The 18,643-nt window shown below is 68.2% G+C and carries 15 protein-coding genes and 2 tRNA genes; 14 read left to right on the top strand and 3 right to left on the bottom strand.

Annotation, left to right across the window (positions count from 1 at the left end):
* Nucleotides 1–27: 27 nt before the first annotated feature.
* Entirely contained in the window at nucleotides 28–2,598 is a 2,571-nt protein-coding gene (pepN, locus tag EOV43_RS11190) for an aminopeptidase N (protein ID WP_128221355.1), read from the bottom strand.
* 67 nt (nucleotides 2,599–2,665) lie between these two features.
* Between pepN and EOV43_RS11185 the strand changes: the two genes are divergently transcribed.
* The gene (locus EOV43_RS11185) at nucleotides 2,666–3,316 is read left to right on the top strand and encodes a mycothiol-dependent nitroreductase Rv2466c family protein (RefSeq protein WP_277745786.1); all 651 of its coding nucleotides are present in this window, start codon (nucleotides 2,666–2,668) and stop codon (nucleotides 3,314–3,316) included.
* A 1-nt stretch (nucleotide 3,317) separates the two neighbouring features.
* Here the strand turns inward: EOV43_RS11185 and EOV43_RS16000 are convergent, their stop codons facing one another.
* Nucleotides 3,318–3,758 carry a GPP34 family phosphoprotein gene (locus tag EOV43_RS16000; RefSeq protein WP_128221354.1) on the bottom strand — a complete coding sequence of 147 codons (441 nt, stop codon included), beginning with the start codon at nucleotides 3,756–3,758 and terminating at the stop codon, nucleotides 3,318–3,320.
* Nucleotides 3,759–3,847: 89 nt separating this feature from the next.
* Here EOV43_RS16000 and metG point away from each other — a divergent pair, with 89 nt between their 5' ends.
* From metG to EOV43_RS11115, 13 genes are all read left to right on the top strand, one after another.
* Nucleotides 3,848–5,641, top strand: a complete 1,794-nt coding sequence (gene metG, locus EOV43_RS11175; protein ID WP_128221353.1) for a methionine--tRNA ligase — start codon at nucleotides 3,848–3,850, stop codon at nucleotides 5,639–5,641.
* Nucleotides 5,642–5,721: 80 nt separating this feature from the next.
* A complete protein-coding gene (locus tag EOV43_RS11170; protein WP_128221352.1) occupies nucleotides 5,722–6,285 on the top strand; it encodes an LURP-one-related family protein in 564 nt (187 codons plus the stop codon).
* A gap of 25 nt (nucleotides 6,286–6,310) precedes the next feature.
* Complete coding sequence (locus EOV43_RS11165; RefSeq protein WP_128221351.1) at nucleotides 6,311–7,222, top strand: alpha/beta hydrolase; 912 nt, start codon at nucleotides 6,311–6,313, stop codon at nucleotides 7,220–7,222.
* Between the two features lie 69 nt (nucleotides 7,223–7,291).
* Entirely contained in the window at nucleotides 7,292–7,798 is a 507-nt protein-coding gene (locus EOV43_RS11160) for a ribose-5-phosphate isomerase (protein ID WP_128221350.1), read from the top strand.
* Nucleotides 7,799–7,805: 7 nt separating this feature from the next.
* Complete coding sequence (locus EOV43_RS11155; protein ID WP_128221349.1) at nucleotides 7,806–8,648, top strand: Fpg/Nei family DNA glycosylase; 843 nt, start codon at nucleotides 7,806–7,808, stop codon at nucleotides 8,646–8,648.
* Between the two features lie 79 nt (nucleotides 8,649–8,727).
* Complete coding sequence (locus tag EOV43_RS11150; RefSeq protein WP_239022100.1) at nucleotides 8,728–9,822, top strand: PP2C family protein-serine/threonine phosphatase; 1,095 nt, start codon at nucleotides 8,728–8,730, stop codon at nucleotides 9,820–9,822.
* Nucleotides 9,823–9,923: 101 nt separating this feature from the next.
* Nucleotides 9,924–9,994: transfer RNA gene (locus EOV43_RS11145), tRNA-Gly, on the top strand.
* A 140-nt stretch (nucleotides 9,995–10,134) separates the two neighbouring features.
* Nucleotides 10,135–10,207 (top strand) — tRNA-Pro (locus EOV43_RS11140).
* 270 nt (nucleotides 10,208–10,477) lie between these two features.
* Nucleotides 10,478–11,851, top strand: a complete 1,374-nt coding sequence (tig, locus tag EOV43_RS11135; RefSeq protein WP_128221347.1) for a trigger factor — start codon at nucleotides 10,478–10,480, stop codon at nucleotides 11,849–11,851.
* A gap of 225 nt (nucleotides 11,852–12,076) precedes the next feature.
* On the top strand, nucleotides 12,077–12,667 hold the full coding sequence (locus EOV43_RS11130) for an ATP-dependent Clp protease proteolytic subunit (RefSeq protein ID WP_206611479.1): 591 nt from the start codon (nucleotides 12,077–12,079) through the stop codon (nucleotides 12,665–12,667).
* Between the two features lie 2 nt (nucleotides 12,668–12,669).
* Nucleotides 12,670–13,278: an ATP-dependent Clp protease proteolytic subunit gene (locus EOV43_RS11125; RefSeq protein WP_128221345.1), complete on the top strand. Its 609-nt coding sequence runs from the start codon at nucleotides 12,670–12,672 to the stop codon at nucleotides 13,276–13,278.
* A 215-nt stretch (nucleotides 13,279–13,493) separates the two neighbouring features.
* On the top strand, nucleotides 13,494–14,771 hold the full coding sequence (gene clpX / locus EOV43_RS11120) for an ATP-dependent Clp protease ATP-binding subunit ClpX (RefSeq protein ID WP_128221344.1): 1,278 nt from the start codon (nucleotides 13,494–13,496) through the stop codon (nucleotides 14,769–14,771).
* A 183-nt stretch (nucleotides 14,772–14,954) separates the two neighbouring features.
* On the top strand, nucleotides 14,955–15,890 hold the full coding sequence (locus tag EOV43_RS11115; RefSeq protein ID WP_128221343.1) for a hypothetical protein: 936 nt from the start codon (nucleotides 14,955–14,957) through the stop codon (nucleotides 15,888–15,890).
* A gap of 113 nt (nucleotides 15,891–16,003) precedes the next feature.
* Here EOV43_RS11115 and valS read toward each other — a convergent pair whose 3' ends face one another.
* Nucleotides 16,004–18,631: a valine--tRNA ligase gene (gene valS / locus EOV43_RS11110; RefSeq protein ID WP_128221342.1), complete on the bottom strand. Its 2,628-nt coding sequence runs from the start codon at nucleotides 18,629–18,631 to the stop codon at nucleotides 16,004–16,006.
* Between the last annotated feature and the right edge of the window lie 12 nt (nucleotides 18,632–18,643).

Here is an 18,643-nt window from a genome sequence, read left to right as displayed (position 1 = left end):
GTCGGGGCCTTCGTGCTTGCCGAAGCGTCAGGCGCCGGCTGCGGCGTCGAAGGCCTGCGCGGCGAGGGCGCGGGCCACGTCGGCGCGACCCTCACGGACGTAACGCTGGGCCTGGACGGGGGCGTCGGTCGTGGCGAGCCACGCGTCGGCCTTCTCGAGCAGCTCGGCCGAGGCGACGGCCTTCGGGAAGCCGTACTCCAGGACGATCGAGGCCTTGTGGAAGCCGAGGACCTCCACCAGCGTCGAGGCGGCCTCGAAGTAGGTGTCGACGTAGGGCAGGACGACGTCGTCCTGGCCGCCGCGGAAGATCGACAGCACCATCTCGCGGGAGGTGGCGTTGGGGGTCTTCGGGTCCATGATCGCGGCCCAGCCGGAGGCCTTGGCCTCGGCGGTGGGCTGGGCGACCCGGGCAGCGGCAGCCGACTCCTTGCCGGAGATGGTGGTGTCGCGGGCCAGCTCGGCGTCGATCTCGGCGTCGCCTGCGCGACCGGCGGCGGCCAGGGCGATCACCAGCGACCAGCGCAGGTCCTGGTCGACGGCGAGACCCTCGAACGGCGAGGTGCCCTCCAGCAGTGCGGCGACCTCGGCCAGCGCGGCGTCGGAGTGCGCGGCGGCGGCGTACTGACGCACGAACGTCAGCTGGTGGTCACTGCCCGGCTCGGCGGCCAGGGCGAGGGCGCGCAGGCCCTGCTCCCACTCGGCCTTGAGTGCGGCACGGTGCTCGGGAGCGGTGTACTGGATCACGGCCATCGCGGCGTAGGCCGGGACGCGGGACAGGCCCCACGCGTCGGTCTCGGAACCGATGTTGGCCAGCACCAGACGGACGTAGTCACGCGAGGTCATCTCGGCGTCGCGGGTCATGTCCCACACGGCACCCCACACGAGCGCGCGGGCCAGGGAGTCCTCCATGTCGGCGAGGTGCTCCAGCGCGGTGGCCTGGGAACGCTCGTCGAGACGGATCTTGGCGTAGGCGTGGTCGGAGTCGTTGAGCAGCAGCAGGTCCGGCTGGACCTTGCCGACCAGCTCGGCGAGTTCGGTCGAGGCGCCCTCGACGTCGACCTCGACGTACTCACGACGGACCAGCTTGCCGGCCTTCTCGCCCTCGGTGACGAGGTCGTAGAGGCCGATGCCGAGTCGGTGGCGACGCAGGGTCGGCTGCGACTCGATCGCCGTCTGGGTGACGGAGAACGAGGCGTAGGTGCCGTCCTCGGCGAGGGTGAACTCCGGACGCAGGGTGTTGACGCCCGCGGTCTGCAGCCACTCCGCGGCCCAGCCCTTGAGCTCGCGACCCGAAGCGGTCTCGAGCGCGGAGAGGAGATCGTCGAAGGTGGCGTTGGAGAACGCGTGGTCCTTGAAGTACTGACGCAGGCCCGCGAGGAAGGGCTCCAGGCCGACCCAGGCCACCAGCTGCTTGAGCACCGAGGCGCCCTTGGCGTAGGTGATCATGTCGAAGTTGACCTCGACGGCGTGCAGGTCGACGTTGTCGGCCGCGACCGGGTGGGTCGAGGGGAGCTGGTCGGCGCGGTAGCCGGTGAGCTTGCGGGCGTTCGCGAAGCCGGTCCAGGCCTCGGTGAACTCGGTCGCGTTGGCCTCGCACCAGTAGGAGCCCCACTCGGCGAACGACTCGTTGAGCCAGAGGTCGTCCCACCACTGCATGGTCACGAGGTTGCCGAACCACATGTGGGCCATCTCGTGGATGATCGTGGAGGTGCGCTGCTCGTAGAACGAGCGCGGCTGACGCGAGCGCGGGAGGTACTCGTCGCGGAAGGTCACGCAGCCGGCGTTCTCCATCGCGCCCATGTTGTACTCGGGCACGTAGAGCTGGTCGTACTTGCCGAACGGGTACGGGAAGTCGAACTGCTCCTCGAAGAACGCGAACGACTTGCGGGTGTCGTCGACGAGACGGTCGACGTCCATGAACTCGGCCAGCGACTGGCGGCAGAAGTGACCCAGCGGGATGGTTCCGTGCTTGCCCTCGTAGACGTCCTGGACCTCGAAGTACTCACCGGCGACGATCGCGGTGATGTAGGTCGACATCTTCTTGGTTGGCTCGAACGCCCACACGGCCTTGGAGTCGTCACCCTCGACGGCGACCGGTGCAGGCGTGGGCGAGTTGGAGATGACCTTCCAGTGCGACGGAGCCGTCACGGTGAAGGTGAAGACCGACTTGAGGTCGGGCTGCTCGAAGGTGGTGTAGACGCGGCGGGCGTCGGGCACCTCGAACTGGGAGTACAGGTAGACGCGGTCGTCGGCAGGGTCGACGAAGCGGTGCAGACCCTCACCGGTGTGGGAGTAACGGCAGTCGGCGGAGACCACGAGGGTGTTCTCGGACGCCAGGTCGTCGAGCTGGATCCGGCTGTCGGCGTACACCGTGGCCGGGTCGAGGGTGCGTCCGTTGAGGGTGATCGTGTGCACGTCGGCGTCGACCAGGTCAGCGAAGGTGCTGGCGCCGGGGGTGGCGGCGGTGAAGGTGATCGTGGTGGTCGATCCGAACTTCTCCTCGCCGGTGGTGAGGTCGAGTTCGATCGCGTACGAGGTCACGTCCAGGAGCGCAGCGCGGGCGGCTGCTTCGTCCCGGGTGAGGTTGGTTCCAGGCATGAGACCCATGGTGTCACCGCCCCGAAGCCGAGGACGTCATCCACACCACTCTGGTTGACTTCGGTACGTGACTGAGACCTCTGCTGCCCCCTCTGCCGTGTCCGCTGACCAGACCGCCCGCGACACCGCCGGTTTCTGGTTCGACCCGCTGTGCCCGTTCGCGTGGATCACCTCGCGCTGGATCCTCGAGGTCGAGAAGGTCCGTGACGTCGACGTCGAGTGGAACGTCATGTCGCTGGCCTACCTCAACAAGGACAAGGACATCCCGCAGACCTACCGCGACATGCTCGAGCCCGCCTGGGGCCCGGTGCGCGTCTGCATCGCCGCCGAGCAGCGCCACGGCAAGAGCGTCCTCGCCGGCCTGTACACCGCGTTCGGCGAGTTGATCCACCACGAGAAGCAGCCGATCAGCCGCGACCTGATCGCCACCGCCGTCGAGCGTGCCGGTCTGGAGGCCGACCTCGTCGACGCGATGGACGACGCAGGTCTGGACGAGGCCGTCGCCGCCTCGCACCACCGCGGCATGGACCAGGTCGGTGACGACGTCGGCACCCCCACCATCTCCGTCAACGGCGTCGCGTTCTTCGGTCCTGTCCTCAACGCAATCCCCAAGGGCGAGGACGCCGGAGAGCTGTGGGACGGCGTCGTCACGGTGGCGAAGTTCCCCAGCTTCTTCGAGCTCAAGCGCTCGCGCACCGGAGGCCTCGACTTCTCCTGATTCACCGGTGTGGTGGCGACCAGTTCAGCTGGTCGCCACCACGGTCGCTGCGACCATGCTGGTCATCAGTGCCGCATTGACGGCCTCGACCGCCTTGCGGACCGCGTCGGTGGCCCAGCCGCCCTCGGCGATCGCCTTGGCACGACGCTTGACCTCCTTGCGCGGAAGGTCGCTGGGGACCACCTTGTGCACACACCGTGGCGTCCACGCGTTCCAGGATTCCGCGATCCACCAGACGTGCCGCGACGTCTTCGCGGGCACCCTTGCCGAGTCTGGTCACGACGTCGGAGGGGCTGCGGGGCCTCTCCGCGACGATGCTCCACGCCCGGGCGAGCAGCGGATCGGCCTCAGTCGCCTGGGTCGGGCCCGGGGGAGGAGCCACGGCGATGATGCGGTCGCTGGCGAAGACCCCGTGACCGGCCTTCGGGTCCAGGGCTGCCATGCCGTGGAGCGCGAGTCGGGTGGCTCATCTCCTCAGCCTGGTGCGGGGCGATGGTGCTCGAGGGGCGACCACCTCACTACTCTGGACCCATGAGCAAGGTCCTCTCCGCAGTTGCCTGGCCGTACGCCAACGGCCCCCGCCACATCGGCCACGTCGCCGGTTTCGGCGTCCCCTCCGACGTCTTCAGTCGCTACATGCGCATGGCGGGTCACGACGTGCTCATGGTGTCGGGTTCCGACGAGCACGGAACCCCGATCCTCATCGCAGCGGACGAGGCCGGCAAGACCCCGCAGGAGATGGTGGACCACAACCACCGTCTGATCGTGGAGGACCTCGTCGGTCTGGGCGTCTCCTACGACCTCTACACCCGCACCACCACCGGCAACCACCACCTCGTGGCCCAGGAGCTCTTCAAGGGCGTCCACGAGAACGGCTACTTCATCGAGCAGACCACCTACGGTGCGATCTCTCCCTCGACCGGCCGCACCCTGCCGGACCGCTACATCGAGGGCACCTGCCCGATCTGCAAGGAGCCGGGCGCCCGTGGCGACCAGTGCGACGCCTGCGGCAACCAGCTCGACCCCCACGACCTGATCGACCCGGTCTCGCGGATCAACGGCGAGAAGCCGGAGTTCATCGAGACCCAGCACCTCTTCCTCGACCTGCCCGCCCTGGCCGAGGCCCTCGGTGAGTGGCTCGACGAGCGCGACGCCTCGGGCACCTGGCGTCCCAACGTCATCAAGTTCTCCAAGAACATCCTCTCCGAGATCCGTCCCCGTGCCATGACGCGCGACATCGACTGGGGCATCTCGGTCCCGCTCGAGGGCTGGGCGGAGAACCCGTCGAAGAAGCTCTACGTCTGGTTCGACGCCGTCATCGGCTACCTCTCGGCCTCGGTCGAGTGGGCCCGCCGCTCGGGCAACCCCGAGGCGTGGCGCGAGTGGTGGAACGACCCGCAGGCCCTGTCGTACTACTTCATGGGCAAGGACAACATCACCTTCCACTCCCAGATCTGGCCCGGCGAGCTGCTGGCCTACAACGGCAAGGGCGCCAAGGGCGGCGAGAGCCACTCCCTGGGTCAGCTGAACCTGCCCACCGAGGTCGTCTCCTCGGAGTACCTGACGATGGAGGGCCGCAAGTTCTCCTCGTCGAAGAAGGTCGTCATCTACGTCGCGGACCTGCTGAGCCGCTACCAGCCCGACGCCTTCCGCTACTTCGTGGCCGCTGCCGGCCCCGAGAACCAGGACTCCGACTTCTCGTGGGGCGAGTTCGTCACCCGCACCAACTCCGAGCTCGTCGCCGGCTGGGGCAACCTGGTCTCGCGCACCGCGACCCTGATCGCCAAGAACTTCGGACAGATCCCGGCCGCTGCCGCCCTGACCGACGCCGACGAGGCGATCCTCGCCTCGACGCTCAAGGCGTTCGACACCGTCGGTGACCTGATCGGTCGCAACCGCATGCGCAACGCGATCAACGAGGCGATGCGTGCCGTGGCCGACGTCAACAAGTACGTCACCGACTCCGAGCCGTGGAAGATCAAGGAGGACCCGGAGCGTCTGGGCACCGTCCTGAACGTCATGGCCCAGTGCGTCCAGGACCTCAACACGCTCCTGAGCCCGTTCCTGCCGTTCACCGCGAACCAGATCGACGCCGTCCTCGGCGGTGCCGGTGACGTCCAGCCGATGCCGCGCGTCGAGGAGGTCGACGACCTCGACCTCGAGGGCCGTTCCTACCCCGTCATCACCGGCGACTACTCCGGTGCCCGCGCCTGGGGCCGCAAGGACGTCGTGGTCGGCACCCCGATCGAGAAGCCGACCCCGGTCTTCACCAAGCTCGACCCGGCCCTCGTCGACGAGGAGCTGGAGCGCCTCGGCCTGAGCTGAGGCCGTCCCGGCCGAGCGTCGGACAGGACCTGTGGAACACGCGCACGGGCCCATGGGAGTGACACGTACTGTTCACCCCCATGGGCCCGACGCACATTCCGCGCTTCTTCGTGAAGCAGAAGATCACCATGATGGTGAACCGCTACGAGATCCTGGCCGCGACGCCGGACGGGAAGCCGGGGCAGATGCTCGCCTTCGCCGAGCAGAAGCGCTTCGCGTTCAAGGAGCAGGTCACGTTCTTCGCCGACGCCTCGAAGACCCAGCCGGTCTTCGGCTTCAAGGCGCGTCAGGTGATGGATCTCAACGCCGGCTACGACGTCCGTGACGCCGACGGCGTCCAGATCGGGTTCTTCCGCAAGGACTTCGGTGCCTCCCTGATCCGCTCTACCTTCCACGTCGAGGGCCCCGGCTACGTCGGCACCGGTCAGGAACGGTCGATGCCGGTGGCGCTGCTGCGTCGCTTCGTCGACCTCCCGCTGCCGATCCACTTCGACTACGCCGACGCCTCGGGCCAGCCGCTGCTGTCGGTGACGCGCGGCTTCTCGATCCGCGACAACTACGAGGTGTCGGTGCCCGATGCCCGCATCGACTTCCGGGTCGCCGCCGCGGTCGCGGTCGCGATGGACGCCCTGATGGCGCGCTGACACTGTCCACGGACAGGATCTCTGCATGGTTCTCACTCCGCAGTCCCGTCGCGCGGTTGCTCTCACGTCGTCGGGCCCGAAGGTCACCGAGGACGGCTACTCGATCGACGCCGAACGTGCCCGGGACCGCGCCCTCGCGCTGGCCTCGGCCCGCGAGGACGTCGCTCACGTGCATGACCACACCGCCGTGGTGGAGGGGTGTGAACCCGTGACGGTGCGTTACTACGCCAGCACCGACAGCCCGGCCGGTCTGGTCGTCCACCTGCACGGCGGCGGCTTCGTCTTCAACGACGTCGAGATCCACGACTCCTCCGCCCGACGCTTCGCCAACCGTTCCGGGCTCGCGGTGCTGAGTGTGGAGTACCGGCGTCCACCCGAGCACAGGTTCCCCGCGGCCCCCGACGACGTGTCCACCGTGGTGGGCTGGCTGCAGGCCGGGGGAGTGGCCGAGCTGGGCCTGCCTGACGACGTCCCTCTCTTCGCCCACGGGGACTCCGCCGGTGCCAACCTCGCCCTGGTGGCGGCGCTGCGTCACCCGGGCACCTTCGCCGCGATCGCGTTGATCTACCCCTTCCTCGACCCCGCCGCCGACGCCCCCAGTTGGTACGAGGAGAGCGAGGGCTTCGACCGCGCCGAGGCGCTCTGGTACTGGGAGCAGTACGCAGCCACCGACGCCGACCGCAGCCACCCCGACATGGCGCCGCTGCTCAGCGACGCCCTCGCCACCCTGCCCCCGACGCTGGTCGTCACCTGCGAGCACGACCCGTGCCGCGACGACGGGGAACGCCTCGCCGTGCTGCTGGGCGAGGCGGGCGTCTTGGTGACCGCAACTCGTTACCTCGGGCTGGTGCACGGCTTCTGGCGTCATCCGAAGGCGTTCGACCAGGCCGAGCCGCTGATGGCGCAGGCCGGGGCATTCCTCCGCCTGCACGCCTGAGGATCACCGGGTGCAGCCACCTCCGAACGGGGGGTCGGTGGGGCGACGCCGATCTGAGACAATGTGTTCATGCGCGTTCACATTGGCTCCGACCACGCTGGCCTCGAACTGAAGGACCACCTCCTCAACTGGCTCGTCGACAACGGCTACGAGGCCGTCGACCACGGCCCGTTCGTCTACGACGCCCTCGACGACTACCCCGTTTTCTGCCTGCGCGCGGCCGAAGGTGTCGCCGCGGAGCGCGCCGAAGGCCTCGACAGCCTCGGCATCGTCATCGGTGGTTCCGGCAACGGCGAGCAGATGGCTGCCAACAAGGTCATCGGCATCCGTGCCGCCCTGGTCTGGAACGACGACACCGCGGCCCTGGCCCGCGACCACAACGACGCCAACGTGATCTCCGTCGGCGGCCGTCAGCACACGATCGAGGAGATGACCCGTTTCATCGGCATCTTCCTCCAGGCCCCGTTCTCGGGCGACGAGCGCCACGTGCGCCGCATCGGACAGATGAGCGAGTACGAGGTCACCCGCGAGCTCCCCGCCCTGCCGGAGTCGGCCCTGCGTGGCCCCGAGGCCTGAGAGATCAGTGCCTGAAGGACACACCCTGCGCCGGCTGGCCGGACACCTCGACGAGGCGTTCCGCGACCAGCCGGTGCGTGTTTCCTCCCCGCAGGGCCGCTTCGCCGCCGAGGCACGTGACCTCGACGGAGCGGTCCTGCTGGGCGCGGACGCCAAGGGGAAGCAGCTCTTCGTCGAGTTCGAGGGCGACCGGTTCGTTCACGTCCACCTCGGCCTGATCGGAAATTTTGACGTCCACCGCGGCCTGCCCGCCGGTGCCGACGTCGTTCCTGATCCCGTCGGCGCGGTCCGGCTGCGGTTCGCCACCGCCGACGCCTGGGCCGACCTGCGTGGTGCCACCCGCTGCGACCTCGTCGGTCCGGCACGCGTCGCGGAGGTCATGGCCACTCTCGGCCCTGATCCACTGCGTCCCGACGGTGACGTCGCACAGGTGTGGGCCAAGGTCAGGCGTTCGAGCCGCACTATCGGCGACCTGCTGATGGACCAGACCGTGATCGCCGGGGTCGGCAACGTCTACCGCGCCGAGGTGCTGTTCCGCCACCGCATCCACCCGCTGGTGCCCGGCAAGGAGCTCACCCGGGAGCAGTTCGTCGCGATCTGGGACGACCTCGTCATGCTGATGACCGAGGGCGTCGCGACGGGGCGGATCGACACCGTGCGTCCCGAACACACTCCCGAGGCGATGGGCCGCGATGCCCGCAAGGACGACCACGGGGGAGAGGTGTACGTCTACCGCCGCACCGACATGTCGTGCCACGTCTGCGGGACACCGGTCAGCGCCAGCGTCCTGATGGGCCGGAACCTGTTCTGGTGCAGCGAATGCCAGCCCGAGTCGCTTCGCCGGGCCTAGGCTTCCGGTGTGACCGTAGGGTGACGTGGCGGGTACACACAGCAGGAGTGGCGACAGGAATCGGCGAACGAGGATGGGTGTGGCGCGGCTGAAGACGCTCGGCGAGAGGTGTGCCGGGTTCGCGCGCACCTGCTGGCAGCGGGCGCAGCGTGCCGGCTGGTCGGTCGAACTCGCCGCGCTGGTCCTGGTGACGGTGGTGGTCGCCGTCCTCATCGTGGTGTTCCCCGTGATCGTCCCGCTGATCACCTTGGTGCTGCCCCTGGTCGTCGGCAGTCTTCTGCTCGGCCCCCGACAGTTGCCGTGGTTCGTGGTCTTCGTCCTGCTGGCGTTGGCGTTGACGGTCACCCGTCAGGAGGACATGACGCCGCGCACCGCGATGGCGATCGCGATCATCTTCGCGCTCGGTTTCATCGTGCTGATGACGTCCTTCCGGCGCACCCGTCTCGGTGTCGGCGGCATGCGCGGCGAGTCGATGCTCGTCGACCTGCGTGACCGCATCCTCAAACAGGGACGCATTCCCGAACTCCCGAAGGACTGGAACGTCGGCTGGGAGCTCCGCTCCGCCGGCGGCACCGCGTTCGCCGGGGACTTCGTCGTCGCGTCGCGTTCGGGTCTGACCCGGCTCGAGCTGGTCGTGGTCGACGTCTCCGGCAAGGGTGAGGAGGCAGGGACCCGTGCGCTGCTGCTCTCCGGTGCGTTCGGTGGTCTCATGGGCGCGTTGCCGCCCGCGGAGTTCCTGCCTGCCGCCAACACTTACCTGATCCGACAGGAGTGGCGTGAGGGGTTCGCGACCGCGATCCACATCTCCGTCGACCTGATGACCGGCGACTACGAGGTGCGCTCGGCGGGCCACCCGCCCGCGATCGTGCACGACGCGGGCTCGGGGCGCTGGTTCGTCCAGGAGACCGAGGGCCCGTTGCTGGGCCTGGTCGACGATGCCGAGTACCCGGTCGTGCGTGGCCACCTGCGCCGCGGTGACGCGGTGCTGCTCTACACCGACGGCCTGGTGGAGTCCCGCACGCGCGACATCTCCACCGGCACCGACCACCTGCTCGGCCAGGCCGACCGGGTGCTGCGCGGCGACTTCGAGGACGCCGCGGCACGCCTGATCGACGCCGTCGACATTCCTGGCGACGACCGTGCGCTGTTGGTCGTCCACCGCCGCGTCGGGTGACGCGTTCCGGGGCGAGAACCCGGCCCGGTTGCACTCTCGGGGGCTGAATGTGGCACCATGTCACCCGTACCGAGCACACGGACTCGTCCGGTTCGGTGCGCGCGAATGTAGCTCAATGGTAGAGCCTCAGTCTTCCAAACTGATTACGCGGGTTCGATTCCCGTCATTCGCTCAGATCCCACTCAGCCCCGGCCCCAGGTCGGGGCTGAGTGCATTGCGGGCACCGACGCCGTGGGCTGTGTCCAGCGACGTCGTCGTGGTGTGCACGGTGATAGTGTGACCGCGGTTTCGATGCACGTTCAGAGCATCGACCGGGGCGTAGCGTAGTGGCTAGCGCGCCTGCTTTGGGAGCAGGAGACCGCAGGTTCGAGTCCTGTCGCCCCGACGGTTGAGCAGAACGAAGGACCCCCGCCTCGGCGGGGGTCCTTCGGCGTTCCCGGGCAGGGCCACGGTGGCGCAGGCGCGGGAGCGGGGGGATTTACGCGGGCATGGCGGCGACCAGTACTCTGGTCGGTGGACAAATCTGCCGGGCCCCGTGTGACTCCGCTGTAGGCGTGAGTTGCGCTGGTCTGCCCGTTCGGACCGGCCGCACCCCTGCGGCACCACGCCCGGGACGGGCACATGAACCCGCACCACCATCGATAGGAGAACACCTGTGAAGAGCGCCGTCGAGAACTTGAACCCGACCCGGGTCAAGCTGACCGTCGAGGTGCCCTTCGAGGAGCTCAAGCCGAGCCTCGACGCGGCCTACAAGAAGATCGCCCAGCAGATCAACGTCCCCGGCTTCCGCCGTGGCAAGGTCCCCGCCGCGGTCATTGACCGCCAGGTCGGCCGTGGCGTCGTCCTGAACGAGGCCATCAACGAGGCCATCGGCCCCAAGTACATGGAGGCCATGCAGGCCGAGGGTCTGGAGCCGCTGGCCCAGCCCGAGATCGAGGTCACCAAGATCGAGGACAACGAGCTCCTCGAGTTCGTTGCCGAGGTTGACGTCAAGCCGCAGTTCGACCTCCCGAACTACGACGGTGTCGAGGCCAAGGTCGAGGACATCGAGATCACCGACGCCGACGTCGAGGACCAGATCCAGGCCCTCCGCGAGCGCTTCGGCACCCTGGTCGACGTCGAGCGCGCTGCCGCTGACGGCGACTTCGTCACCATCGACCTGACCGCTGCCAAGGGCGGCGAGACCGTCGAGGGCGGCGAGGTCTCCGGCATGTCCTACAAGGTCGGCCGCGGCGGCATGCTCGAGGGTCTCGACGAGAACCTCGCCGGCATGAAGGCTGACGACGAGAAGACCTTCGCGTCGCAGCTCGTCGGTGGCGACCTGGTGGGCGAGGACGTCGACGTGACCGTCAAGGTCACCGCCGTCCAGGAGCAGCAGCTCCCCGAGTTCGACGACGAGTTCGCGCAGCTCGCCTCCGAGTTCGACACCGTGGCCGAGCTGACCGAGGACGTCCGCGAGCGTCTGGCCCGCTCCAAGCGCCTCGAGCAGGCTGCCGCCGCTCGTGACGCCGTTCTCGAGGCCCTCCTCGAGCAGGTCTCCGTGGCCCTGCCCGAGACCCTCGTGACCGACGAGCTCAACTCGCGTCGTGCGAACGTCGAGCAGCAGCTGCTGTTCGCCGGCCTCACCATGGAGAAGTACCTCGAGGACGAGGGCCAGACCCAGGAGGAGTTCGAGGCTGACCTCGACCGCCGTGTCCGCGACGCCATCACCGCTCAGTTCATCCTCGACGCCGTGGCGAAGAAGGAGGAGCTCGGTGTTGACCAGAACGACCTGTCGCAGCACATGATCATGCGCGCCCAGCAGTCCGGTCAGGACCCGCAGGAGTTCGCGAACCACATGTTCGAGCACAACCACATCCCCGAGCTCGTCCAGGAGATCCTGCGCGGCAAGGCTCTTGCCCAGATCGTCGAGACCGCTTCGGTCAAGGACGCTTCGGGCAACGTGGTCGACCTCAAGAACCTGCGCCCGGACGGCACCATCGCCGAGCCGGCCGCTGACGAGGCTGCTGAGGAGACCGAGGAGGCCTGAGCCTTCCGCGTCCCACGCTGACGGAACCCCGTCGTCCCTGCCCTGGTGGCCGGGACGGCGGGGTTCTGCCGTTTCAGGGGCACTGACGGCGCAGCGGGACACGCCGGTCCGGGCAGGTGTGCGCTGTGGGCGAACAACAGGCGATCCGCCGTGGAAGTGTCGGTGGCACCGGCTACTGTCGTCAGCGTGAACCCGAACTCCAGTGCTTCCCAGACTGCGCCCCAGATGAACGGCGGCGCTTCGTACGGGCTCGACGACGGCGTGTACTCCCGACTGCTCAAGGAGCGCATCGTCTTCCTCGGGTCCGAGGTCCGCGACCAGAACGCGAACGCGATCTGCGCGCAGCTCCTGCTGCTCTCCGCGGAGGACCCCGAGGCGGACATCTACCTGCACATCAACAGCCCGGGTGGTTCCGTCGACGCCGGCATGGCGATCTACGACACCATGAACTACATCCCCAACGACGTCGTGACCGTGGGCATGGGCCTGGCCGCGTCGATGGGCCAGTTCCTCCTCTGCGCCGGTGCCAAGGGCAAGCGTTACGCCCTGCCGCACGCGCGCATCATGATGCACCAGCCCTCTTCGGGCATGGGCGGTTCGGCCTCCGACATCCGGATCCAGGCCCAGCAGTCCCTGCACATCAAGAAGGTCCTGCTCGACCTCATCGCCGAGCACACCGGTCAGTCCGTCGAGCAGGTCATCGTCGACGCCGACCGCGACCGCTGGTTCACCGCCGCCCAGGCCCTCGAGTACGGCCTGATCGACAAGGTGATCACGAGCGCCCGCGAGACCACCTCGAAGCCCAAGAAGGACTGACGATGAACTACTACATCCCGCAGTGGGAAGAGCGGACCTCCTACGGTGTCCGCCGGATCGACCCCTTCGCGAAGCTGTTCGAGGAGCGCATCATCTTCCTCGGCTCGCCGATCTCCGACGACGTCGCGAACGCCGTCATGGCGCAGCTGCTCTGCCTGGAGACGATCAACCCCGACCAGGACATCTCGATCTACATCAACTCGCCCGGTGGCTCCTTCACGGCGCTCACCGCGATCTACGACACGATGCAGTTCATCAAGCCCGACGTCCAGACCGTCTGCCTGGGTCAGGCTGCCTCGGCCGCCGCGATCCTGCTCGCCGCCGGTGCCCCGGGCAAGCGTCTCGCTCTGCCGAACTCGCGCATCCTGATCCACCAGCCGTACACCGAGGGCACCTTCGGTCAGACCTCGGACATCGAGATCCAGGCCAACGAGATCCTGCGCATGCGCGACCTGCTCGAGACGATGATCTCCGAGCACTCCGGCAAGGACCGCGACGAGGTCAGCCGCGACATCGAGCGCGACAAGATCCTCACCGCTGAGCAGGCCGTCGAGTACGGTCTGGTCGACTCGATCCTCCAGTCCCGCAACAGCGCCTTCGCGCTGGGCTGACGGACCCGGGTGGGGCACGTCCAGCTGGACGTGCCCCACCACCCCGCCGGGCAGCGGATCGCCCCCGGCTCCCGTGTCACGGAGCGTAAATCGCGTCCGGACGGGTAACGTCGAACTCTGCGCCTCCCGCGAGGTGCACCGCCCTGACGGGCGACCCTGCAACGCAGCACGACCGCCGGACCTGGTCCGGCCCTGACCGGAGGAATGATCGAGAAGTGGCTCGAATCGGTGACGGCGGCGACCTGCTGAAGTGCAACTTCTGTGGGAAGAGCCAGAAGCAGGTCAAGAAGCTCATCGCAGGCCCCAACGTCTACATCTGTGACGAGTGCATCGAGCTCTGCAACGAGATCATCGAGGAGGAGCTCGCCGAGGGTACCGAGGTCGGTCTCGAGGAGCTCCCGAAGCCGCGTGAGATCTTCGACTTCCTCCAGCAGTACGTGATCGGCCAGGAGCAGGCCAAGAAGGCGCTCTCCGTCGCCGTCTACAACCACTACAAGCGTGTGCGGGCCCAGGCCTCCGCCGCTGCGCGTCCTGGCAAGGACGACGCCGTCGAGGTCGCCAAGTCCAACATCCTCGTGATCGGTCCCACCGGTTGCGGCAAGACCTACCTGGCCCAGACGCTGGCGCGCATGCTGAACGTCCCGTTCGCCATCGCCGACGCCACGGCTCTCACCGAGGCCGGTTACGTGGGCGAGGACGTCGAGAACATCCTCCTCAAGCTGATCCAGGCCGCTGACTACGACGTCAAGAAGGCCGAGACCGGCATCATCTACATCGACGAGATCGACAAGGTGGCCCGCAAGGCGGAGAACCCCTCGATCACGCGAGACGTCTCTGGTGAGGGCGTCCAGCAGGCACTGCTCAAGATGCTGGAGGGCACCACCGCGTCGGTGCCTCCGCAGGGTGGTCGCAAGCACCCCCACCAGGAGTTCATCCAGATCGACACCACCAACGTGCTGTTCATCGTCGGTGGTGCCTTCGCCGGCCTCGAGCACATCGTCGAGCAGCGCGTCGGCAAGAAGTCTCTGGGCTTCACCGCCGAGGTGCGTGGCGAGGCCGAGCGCGAGGCCGACGACTACATGGCCCAGGTGCGTCCCGAGGACCTCACCAAGTTCGGTCTGATCCCCGAGTTCATCGGCCGTCTGCCGTTGATCGCGTCGGTCGCCAAGCTCGACAACGCCGCACTGGTCCAGATCCTCGTCGAGCCCCGCAACGCGCTCGTCAAGCAGTACCAGCGGCTCTTCGAGATCGACGGCGTCGAACTTGAATTCACCGAGGGCGCCATCACCGCGATCGCCGACAAGGCGCTCGAGCGTGGCACCGGTGCTCGCGGTCTGCGCGCCATCATCGAAGAGGTGCTGCTCGGCGTCATGTACGAGGTGCCGTCCCGTGACGACGTCACCAAGGTGATCGTGACCCAGGAGTCCGTCCTGGAGGACGCGGCCCCGACGCTCGTCACCGGCGAGTTCGAGAGCAAGCGCAAGTCGGCCTGACCCGGACGACGCGTGGCCTCCGGGCCCCTGCGCAGCCACCGTGGCCCCTGACCATTGGTCAGGGGCCACGGTGCGTCCCACGAGGTCACGCTCTGGTCGCAAAAGTGCAGAACTCACGTGTTGTCGCAGCGTCGAGTGGAGAATGACACGGTTCGAGCCCCCCTCCGACAGGACCATCCACCCATGAGTTCCGAGCACCGCAGGCCCCTGTACGCATTCGTTGTCGTGACGTTGCTGTGCGCGGGGATCGTGTTCAGCGGACTGCGCAGCGATGCGTTGAGCGGCGTGCTGCGTGCCGTGGGGGTGGCGACCTCGCAGTACACGACGAGCGCCCACCGGCCGCAGACGGTGCCGTCGTCGGGTATGGCCGGGGGAGCGGTTGGCACCTTCGTCCCGAACACGCCTGATGCGACCGGCAGAACCCTGGGGGAGGGACACGGCACGTCCAGTCAGCCCTCTCTGGCCACGGCGCCCACCGCACAGCCGGTCACGGACCACGACGACGAGCCTGTCACGAAGCCTGTCACGAAGCCTGTCACCGGACCGGCCGACAAGGTGACCGACGAGGCGCCCACGTCCGACCCCGGCATGCAGCCCCGCGGCGGTGCGGCCCGGAGCGCCACAGCAGGGACCCCCGCTCCGACTGCCGTTTCCGCGCCCGCCAGCAAGCCCTCGACGGGCCCCGCGGGCAGGCCCGCTTCCGTGCCCACCACGACGCCCACGGCTAGGCCGACCGGGCAGCCGGGCACCTCCGCGAGAGAGAACCGGGAGGTGAACACGCCGTCGAAGAAGCCGCACCACTCGCGGCACGGTCACCGTGCAAGGCCGGGCAAGGAGAAGGCACACGGCGAGGGCGAGTGGAAGGGACCGCGCCAGCACCGGGAGCACTCCCGGGAACCTGAGAAGAAGGTCAGGGGCGATGTCGAGCGTCGGACCCAGAAGCACCTCAAGCGCGAGGCGAAGCCCCAGGGCAGCCACAGCGGGTCCGATCACAGCCGTCCTCCGCTGCGCAAGCAAGCCGGCAAGCAGCCCCGGAAGGCCCAGGCCGGACAGCGCGGCCAGCACAGCAACAAGCAGGGCAACCAGCAGGGCAACAAGCCGGCGGCCCGACAGCGCTGATCCGGCCCCCACATGCACAGGAGCCCTCGTCCCGATCGGGACGAGGGCTCCTGTGCGTGGTGACGTGTGTGGTGTGGTGGTGAGTCACCGTGAGGTGCTCACCACCACGACCGTCACTCCTCGGTCGGGGCCACCTCGGCCTCGACGGTGAGATCGGTGGCGTCGGCGTCGACGGTGAAGATCAGGTCACCGGTGATCTTGCCTGCCTTGCGCAGGTCGGGAGCAGCCAGTTCGGCGTTCTTGACCAGGGCCTCGGGGCCGGTGATCTCGACGCGGGTCAGCTCGTGACGCATCTTGACCTTGGCCTTCGACTTCGCGCCACGCACGCCCGAGAGAGCGGCGGAGACGGCGGTGAGGACCGCGCCGTCAGCAGCAGCGGCAGAACCGAGGTCGTTGACCTCGGGCCAGCGCTGGGTGTGCACCGAACCCTCGTGCCACCACGACCACACCTCTTCGGTCGCGTAGGGCAGGAACGGGGCGAGCAGCTTGAGCAGCGTGTCGAGGGTGAGCGCCAGAGCAGCCTTCGCGGACTCGGTGGGGATGCCACCGTCCTCCTCGTAGGCACGCTCCTTGACCAGCTCGACGTAGTCGTCGCAGAAGGACCAGAAGAAGCGCTCCGCGGTCTCGAGGGCGCTGGTGTAGTCGTAGGCCTCGAACGCCTCGGTGGCGGTGCGGATGGTGTCGGCCAGGCCGCCCATCAGCGCCACGTCGACCGGCTGGGAGACAGCGATCGGGTTGGGGTCGGTGGCCTTGATGTTGCCGAGCACGAAGTTGGCGACGTTGAGGACCTTCATCGCCAGACGACGACCGACCTTCATCTGGGTCTCGTCGAACGGCGAGTCCAGACCCGGGCGGGCCAGGGAGGCACGCCAGCGCACCGCGTCGGCACCGAACTTGTCGAGGATCTCGGTCGGGACGACGACGTTGCCCTTCGACTTCGACATCTTCTTGCGGTCCGGGTCGAGGATCCAGCCCGAGAGCATGGCGTGGGTCCACGGGGTGGCGTCGTTCTCGAAGTGAGCACGGACGACGCGGGAGAACAGCCAGGTGCGGATGATGTCGTGGCCCTGGGTGCACAGGTCCATCGGGAAGACCCGCTCGAACAGGTCGTTGTCGGACTCCCACTGACCGGCGATGTGCGGGGTCAGCGAGGAGGTCGCCCAGGTGTCCATGACGTCGGGGTCACCGATGAAGCCGCCCGGCTTGCCGCGCTGGTCCTCGGCGTAGCCCACGGGGGCGTCGGTGGAGGGGTCGATCGGGAGCTGTGCCTCGGTCGGGACGATCGGGGCCGCGTAGTTGGGCTCACCGTCGGCGTCGAGGGCGTACCAGACCGGGAACGGGATGCCGAAGAAGCGCTGGCGCGAGATCAGCCAGTCGCCGTTCAGGCCGCCGACCCAGTTGTCGTAGCGGTGCTTCATGTGCTCGGGCAGCCAGTTCAGCTGGGCGCCACGGGCGAGCATCTTCTCGCGCAGCTCGGGGTTGCGACCACCGTTGGTGAGGTACCACTGGCGGGTCGAGACGATCTCGAGGGGCTTGTCGCCCTTCTCGTAGAAGTTCGCCATGCGCTGGGTCGGCTTGGGCTCGCCGATCAGGTCGCCGGTCTCGCGCAGCTTGGCCACGACGGCTTCGCGGGCCGAGAACGTGGTCTTGCCGGCCAGGGTCTCGTAGAACTCCGAGGCGTCGGGGGCTGCGTTCGGGGCCTGGAGCCACTCCGGGGTGTCGCGCAGGAAGCGGCCGTCGCGGCCGATCACGGTGCGGACCGGGAGGTTGAGCTCGCGCCACCAGGTGACGTCGGTGAGGTCACCGAAGGTGCAGCACATCGCGATGCCGGCACCCTTGTCCATCTCGGCGCCGGCGTGGGCGACGACCGGGATCTCGACGCCGAAGATCGGCGACGTGACGGTGGTGCCGAAGAGAGCCTGGTAGCGCTCGTCCTCGGGGTGGGCGATCAGGGCGACCGCGGAGGGCAGGAGCTCGGGACGGGTGGTCTCGATCTCGATGGTGCCGCCGTCGGGCGTGTGGAACGAGACGCGGTGGTAGGCGCCGGCGTAGTCGCGGGCCTCCAGCTCGGCCTGGGCCACAGCGGTCTGGAAGGTGACGTCCCACAGGGTGGGGGCTTCCTGGAGGTAGGCCTCACCGCGGGCGTAGTTGCGCAGGAAGGCGCGCTGGCTCACGGCCTGGGCGCGCTTGCCGATGGTCGTGTACTGCTGGTTCCAGTCGACCGAGAGACCCAGCGTGCGCCAGAGCGACTCGAAGACCTTCTCGTCCTCGGCGACCAGCTGGTCGCAGAGCTCGATGAAGTTCGGGCGGCTGATCGGGATCTGCTTCTTCGGGTCCGGCTTGGCCGGAGGGGTGAAGTCGGCGTCGTAGGGCAGCGAGGGGTCGCAGCGCACACCGAAGTAGTTCTGCACGCGACGCTCGGTCGGCAGACCGTTGTCGTCCCAACCCATCGGGTAGAAGACGGTCTTGCCGCGCATGCGCTGGAAGCGGGCGATGAGGTCGGTGTGGGTGTACGAGAAGACGTGGCCCACGTGCAGCGAACCGGAGACGGTCGGCGGCGGGGTGTCGATCGAGTAGACGTTCTCGCGCGGCTGGGTGCGGTCGAAGGCGTAGGTGTCGTCGGCCTTCCAACGCTCGGCCCACTTGGCCTCGAGTCCCTCCAGTGCCGGCTTCTCCGGTACGACGACGGCGCGCGGTGCGGACGTCGGCGTGGTCACCTCGGGGCTTGAGTTCTCAGTCATGCCCTGCAGTGT

Source organism: Nocardioides yefusunii, from assembly GCF_004014875.1.
Classification (GTDB): Bacteria; Actinomycetota; Actinomycetes; order Propionibacteriales; family Nocardioidaceae; genus Nocardioides; species Nocardioides yefusunii.
The sequence above is the reverse complement of the archived record's forward strand: the minus strand, read 5'-3'. Positions and strand labels throughout refer to the sequence as shown.

Coding starts and splice junctions, on each gene's coding strand:
- pepN (WP_128221355.1), bottom strand. CDS start 2,598: ATGCCTGGAACCAACCTCACCCGGGACGAAGCAGCCGCCCGCGCTGCG.
- EOV43_RS16000 (WP_128221354.1), bottom strand. CDS start 3,758: ATGGCAGCCCTGGACCCGAAGGCCGGTCACGGGGTCTTCGCCAGCGAC.
- metG (WP_128221353.1), top strand. CDS start 3,848: ATGAGCAAGGTCCTCTCCGCAGTTGCCTGGCCGTACGCCAACGGCCCC.
- EOV43_RS11170 (WP_128221352.1), top strand. CDS start 5,722: ATGGGCCCGACGCACATTCCGCGCTTCTTCGTGAAGCAGAAGATCACC.
- EOV43_RS11165 (WP_128221351.1), top strand. CDS start 6,311: ATGGTTCTCACTCCGCAGTCCCGTCGCGCGGTTGCTCTCACGTCGTCG.
- EOV43_RS11160 (WP_128221350.1), top strand. CDS start 7,292: ATGCGCGTTCACATTGGCTCCGACCACGCTGGCCTCGAACTGAAGGAC.
- EOV43_RS11130 (WP_206611479.1), top strand. CDS start 12,077: ATGAACGGCGGCGCTTCGTACGGGCTCGACGACGGCGTGTACTCCCGA.
- EOV43_RS11125 (WP_128221345.1), top strand. CDS start 12,670: ATGAACTACTACATCCCGCAGTGGGAAGAGCGGACCTCCTACGGTGTC.
- EOV43_RS11115 (WP_128221343.1), top strand. CDS start 14,955: ATGAGTTCCGAGCACCGCAGGCCCCTGTACGCATTCGTTGTCGTGACG.
- valS (WP_128221342.1), bottom strand. CDS start 18,631: ATGACTGAGAACTCAAGCCCCGAGGTGACCACGCCGACGTCCGCACCG.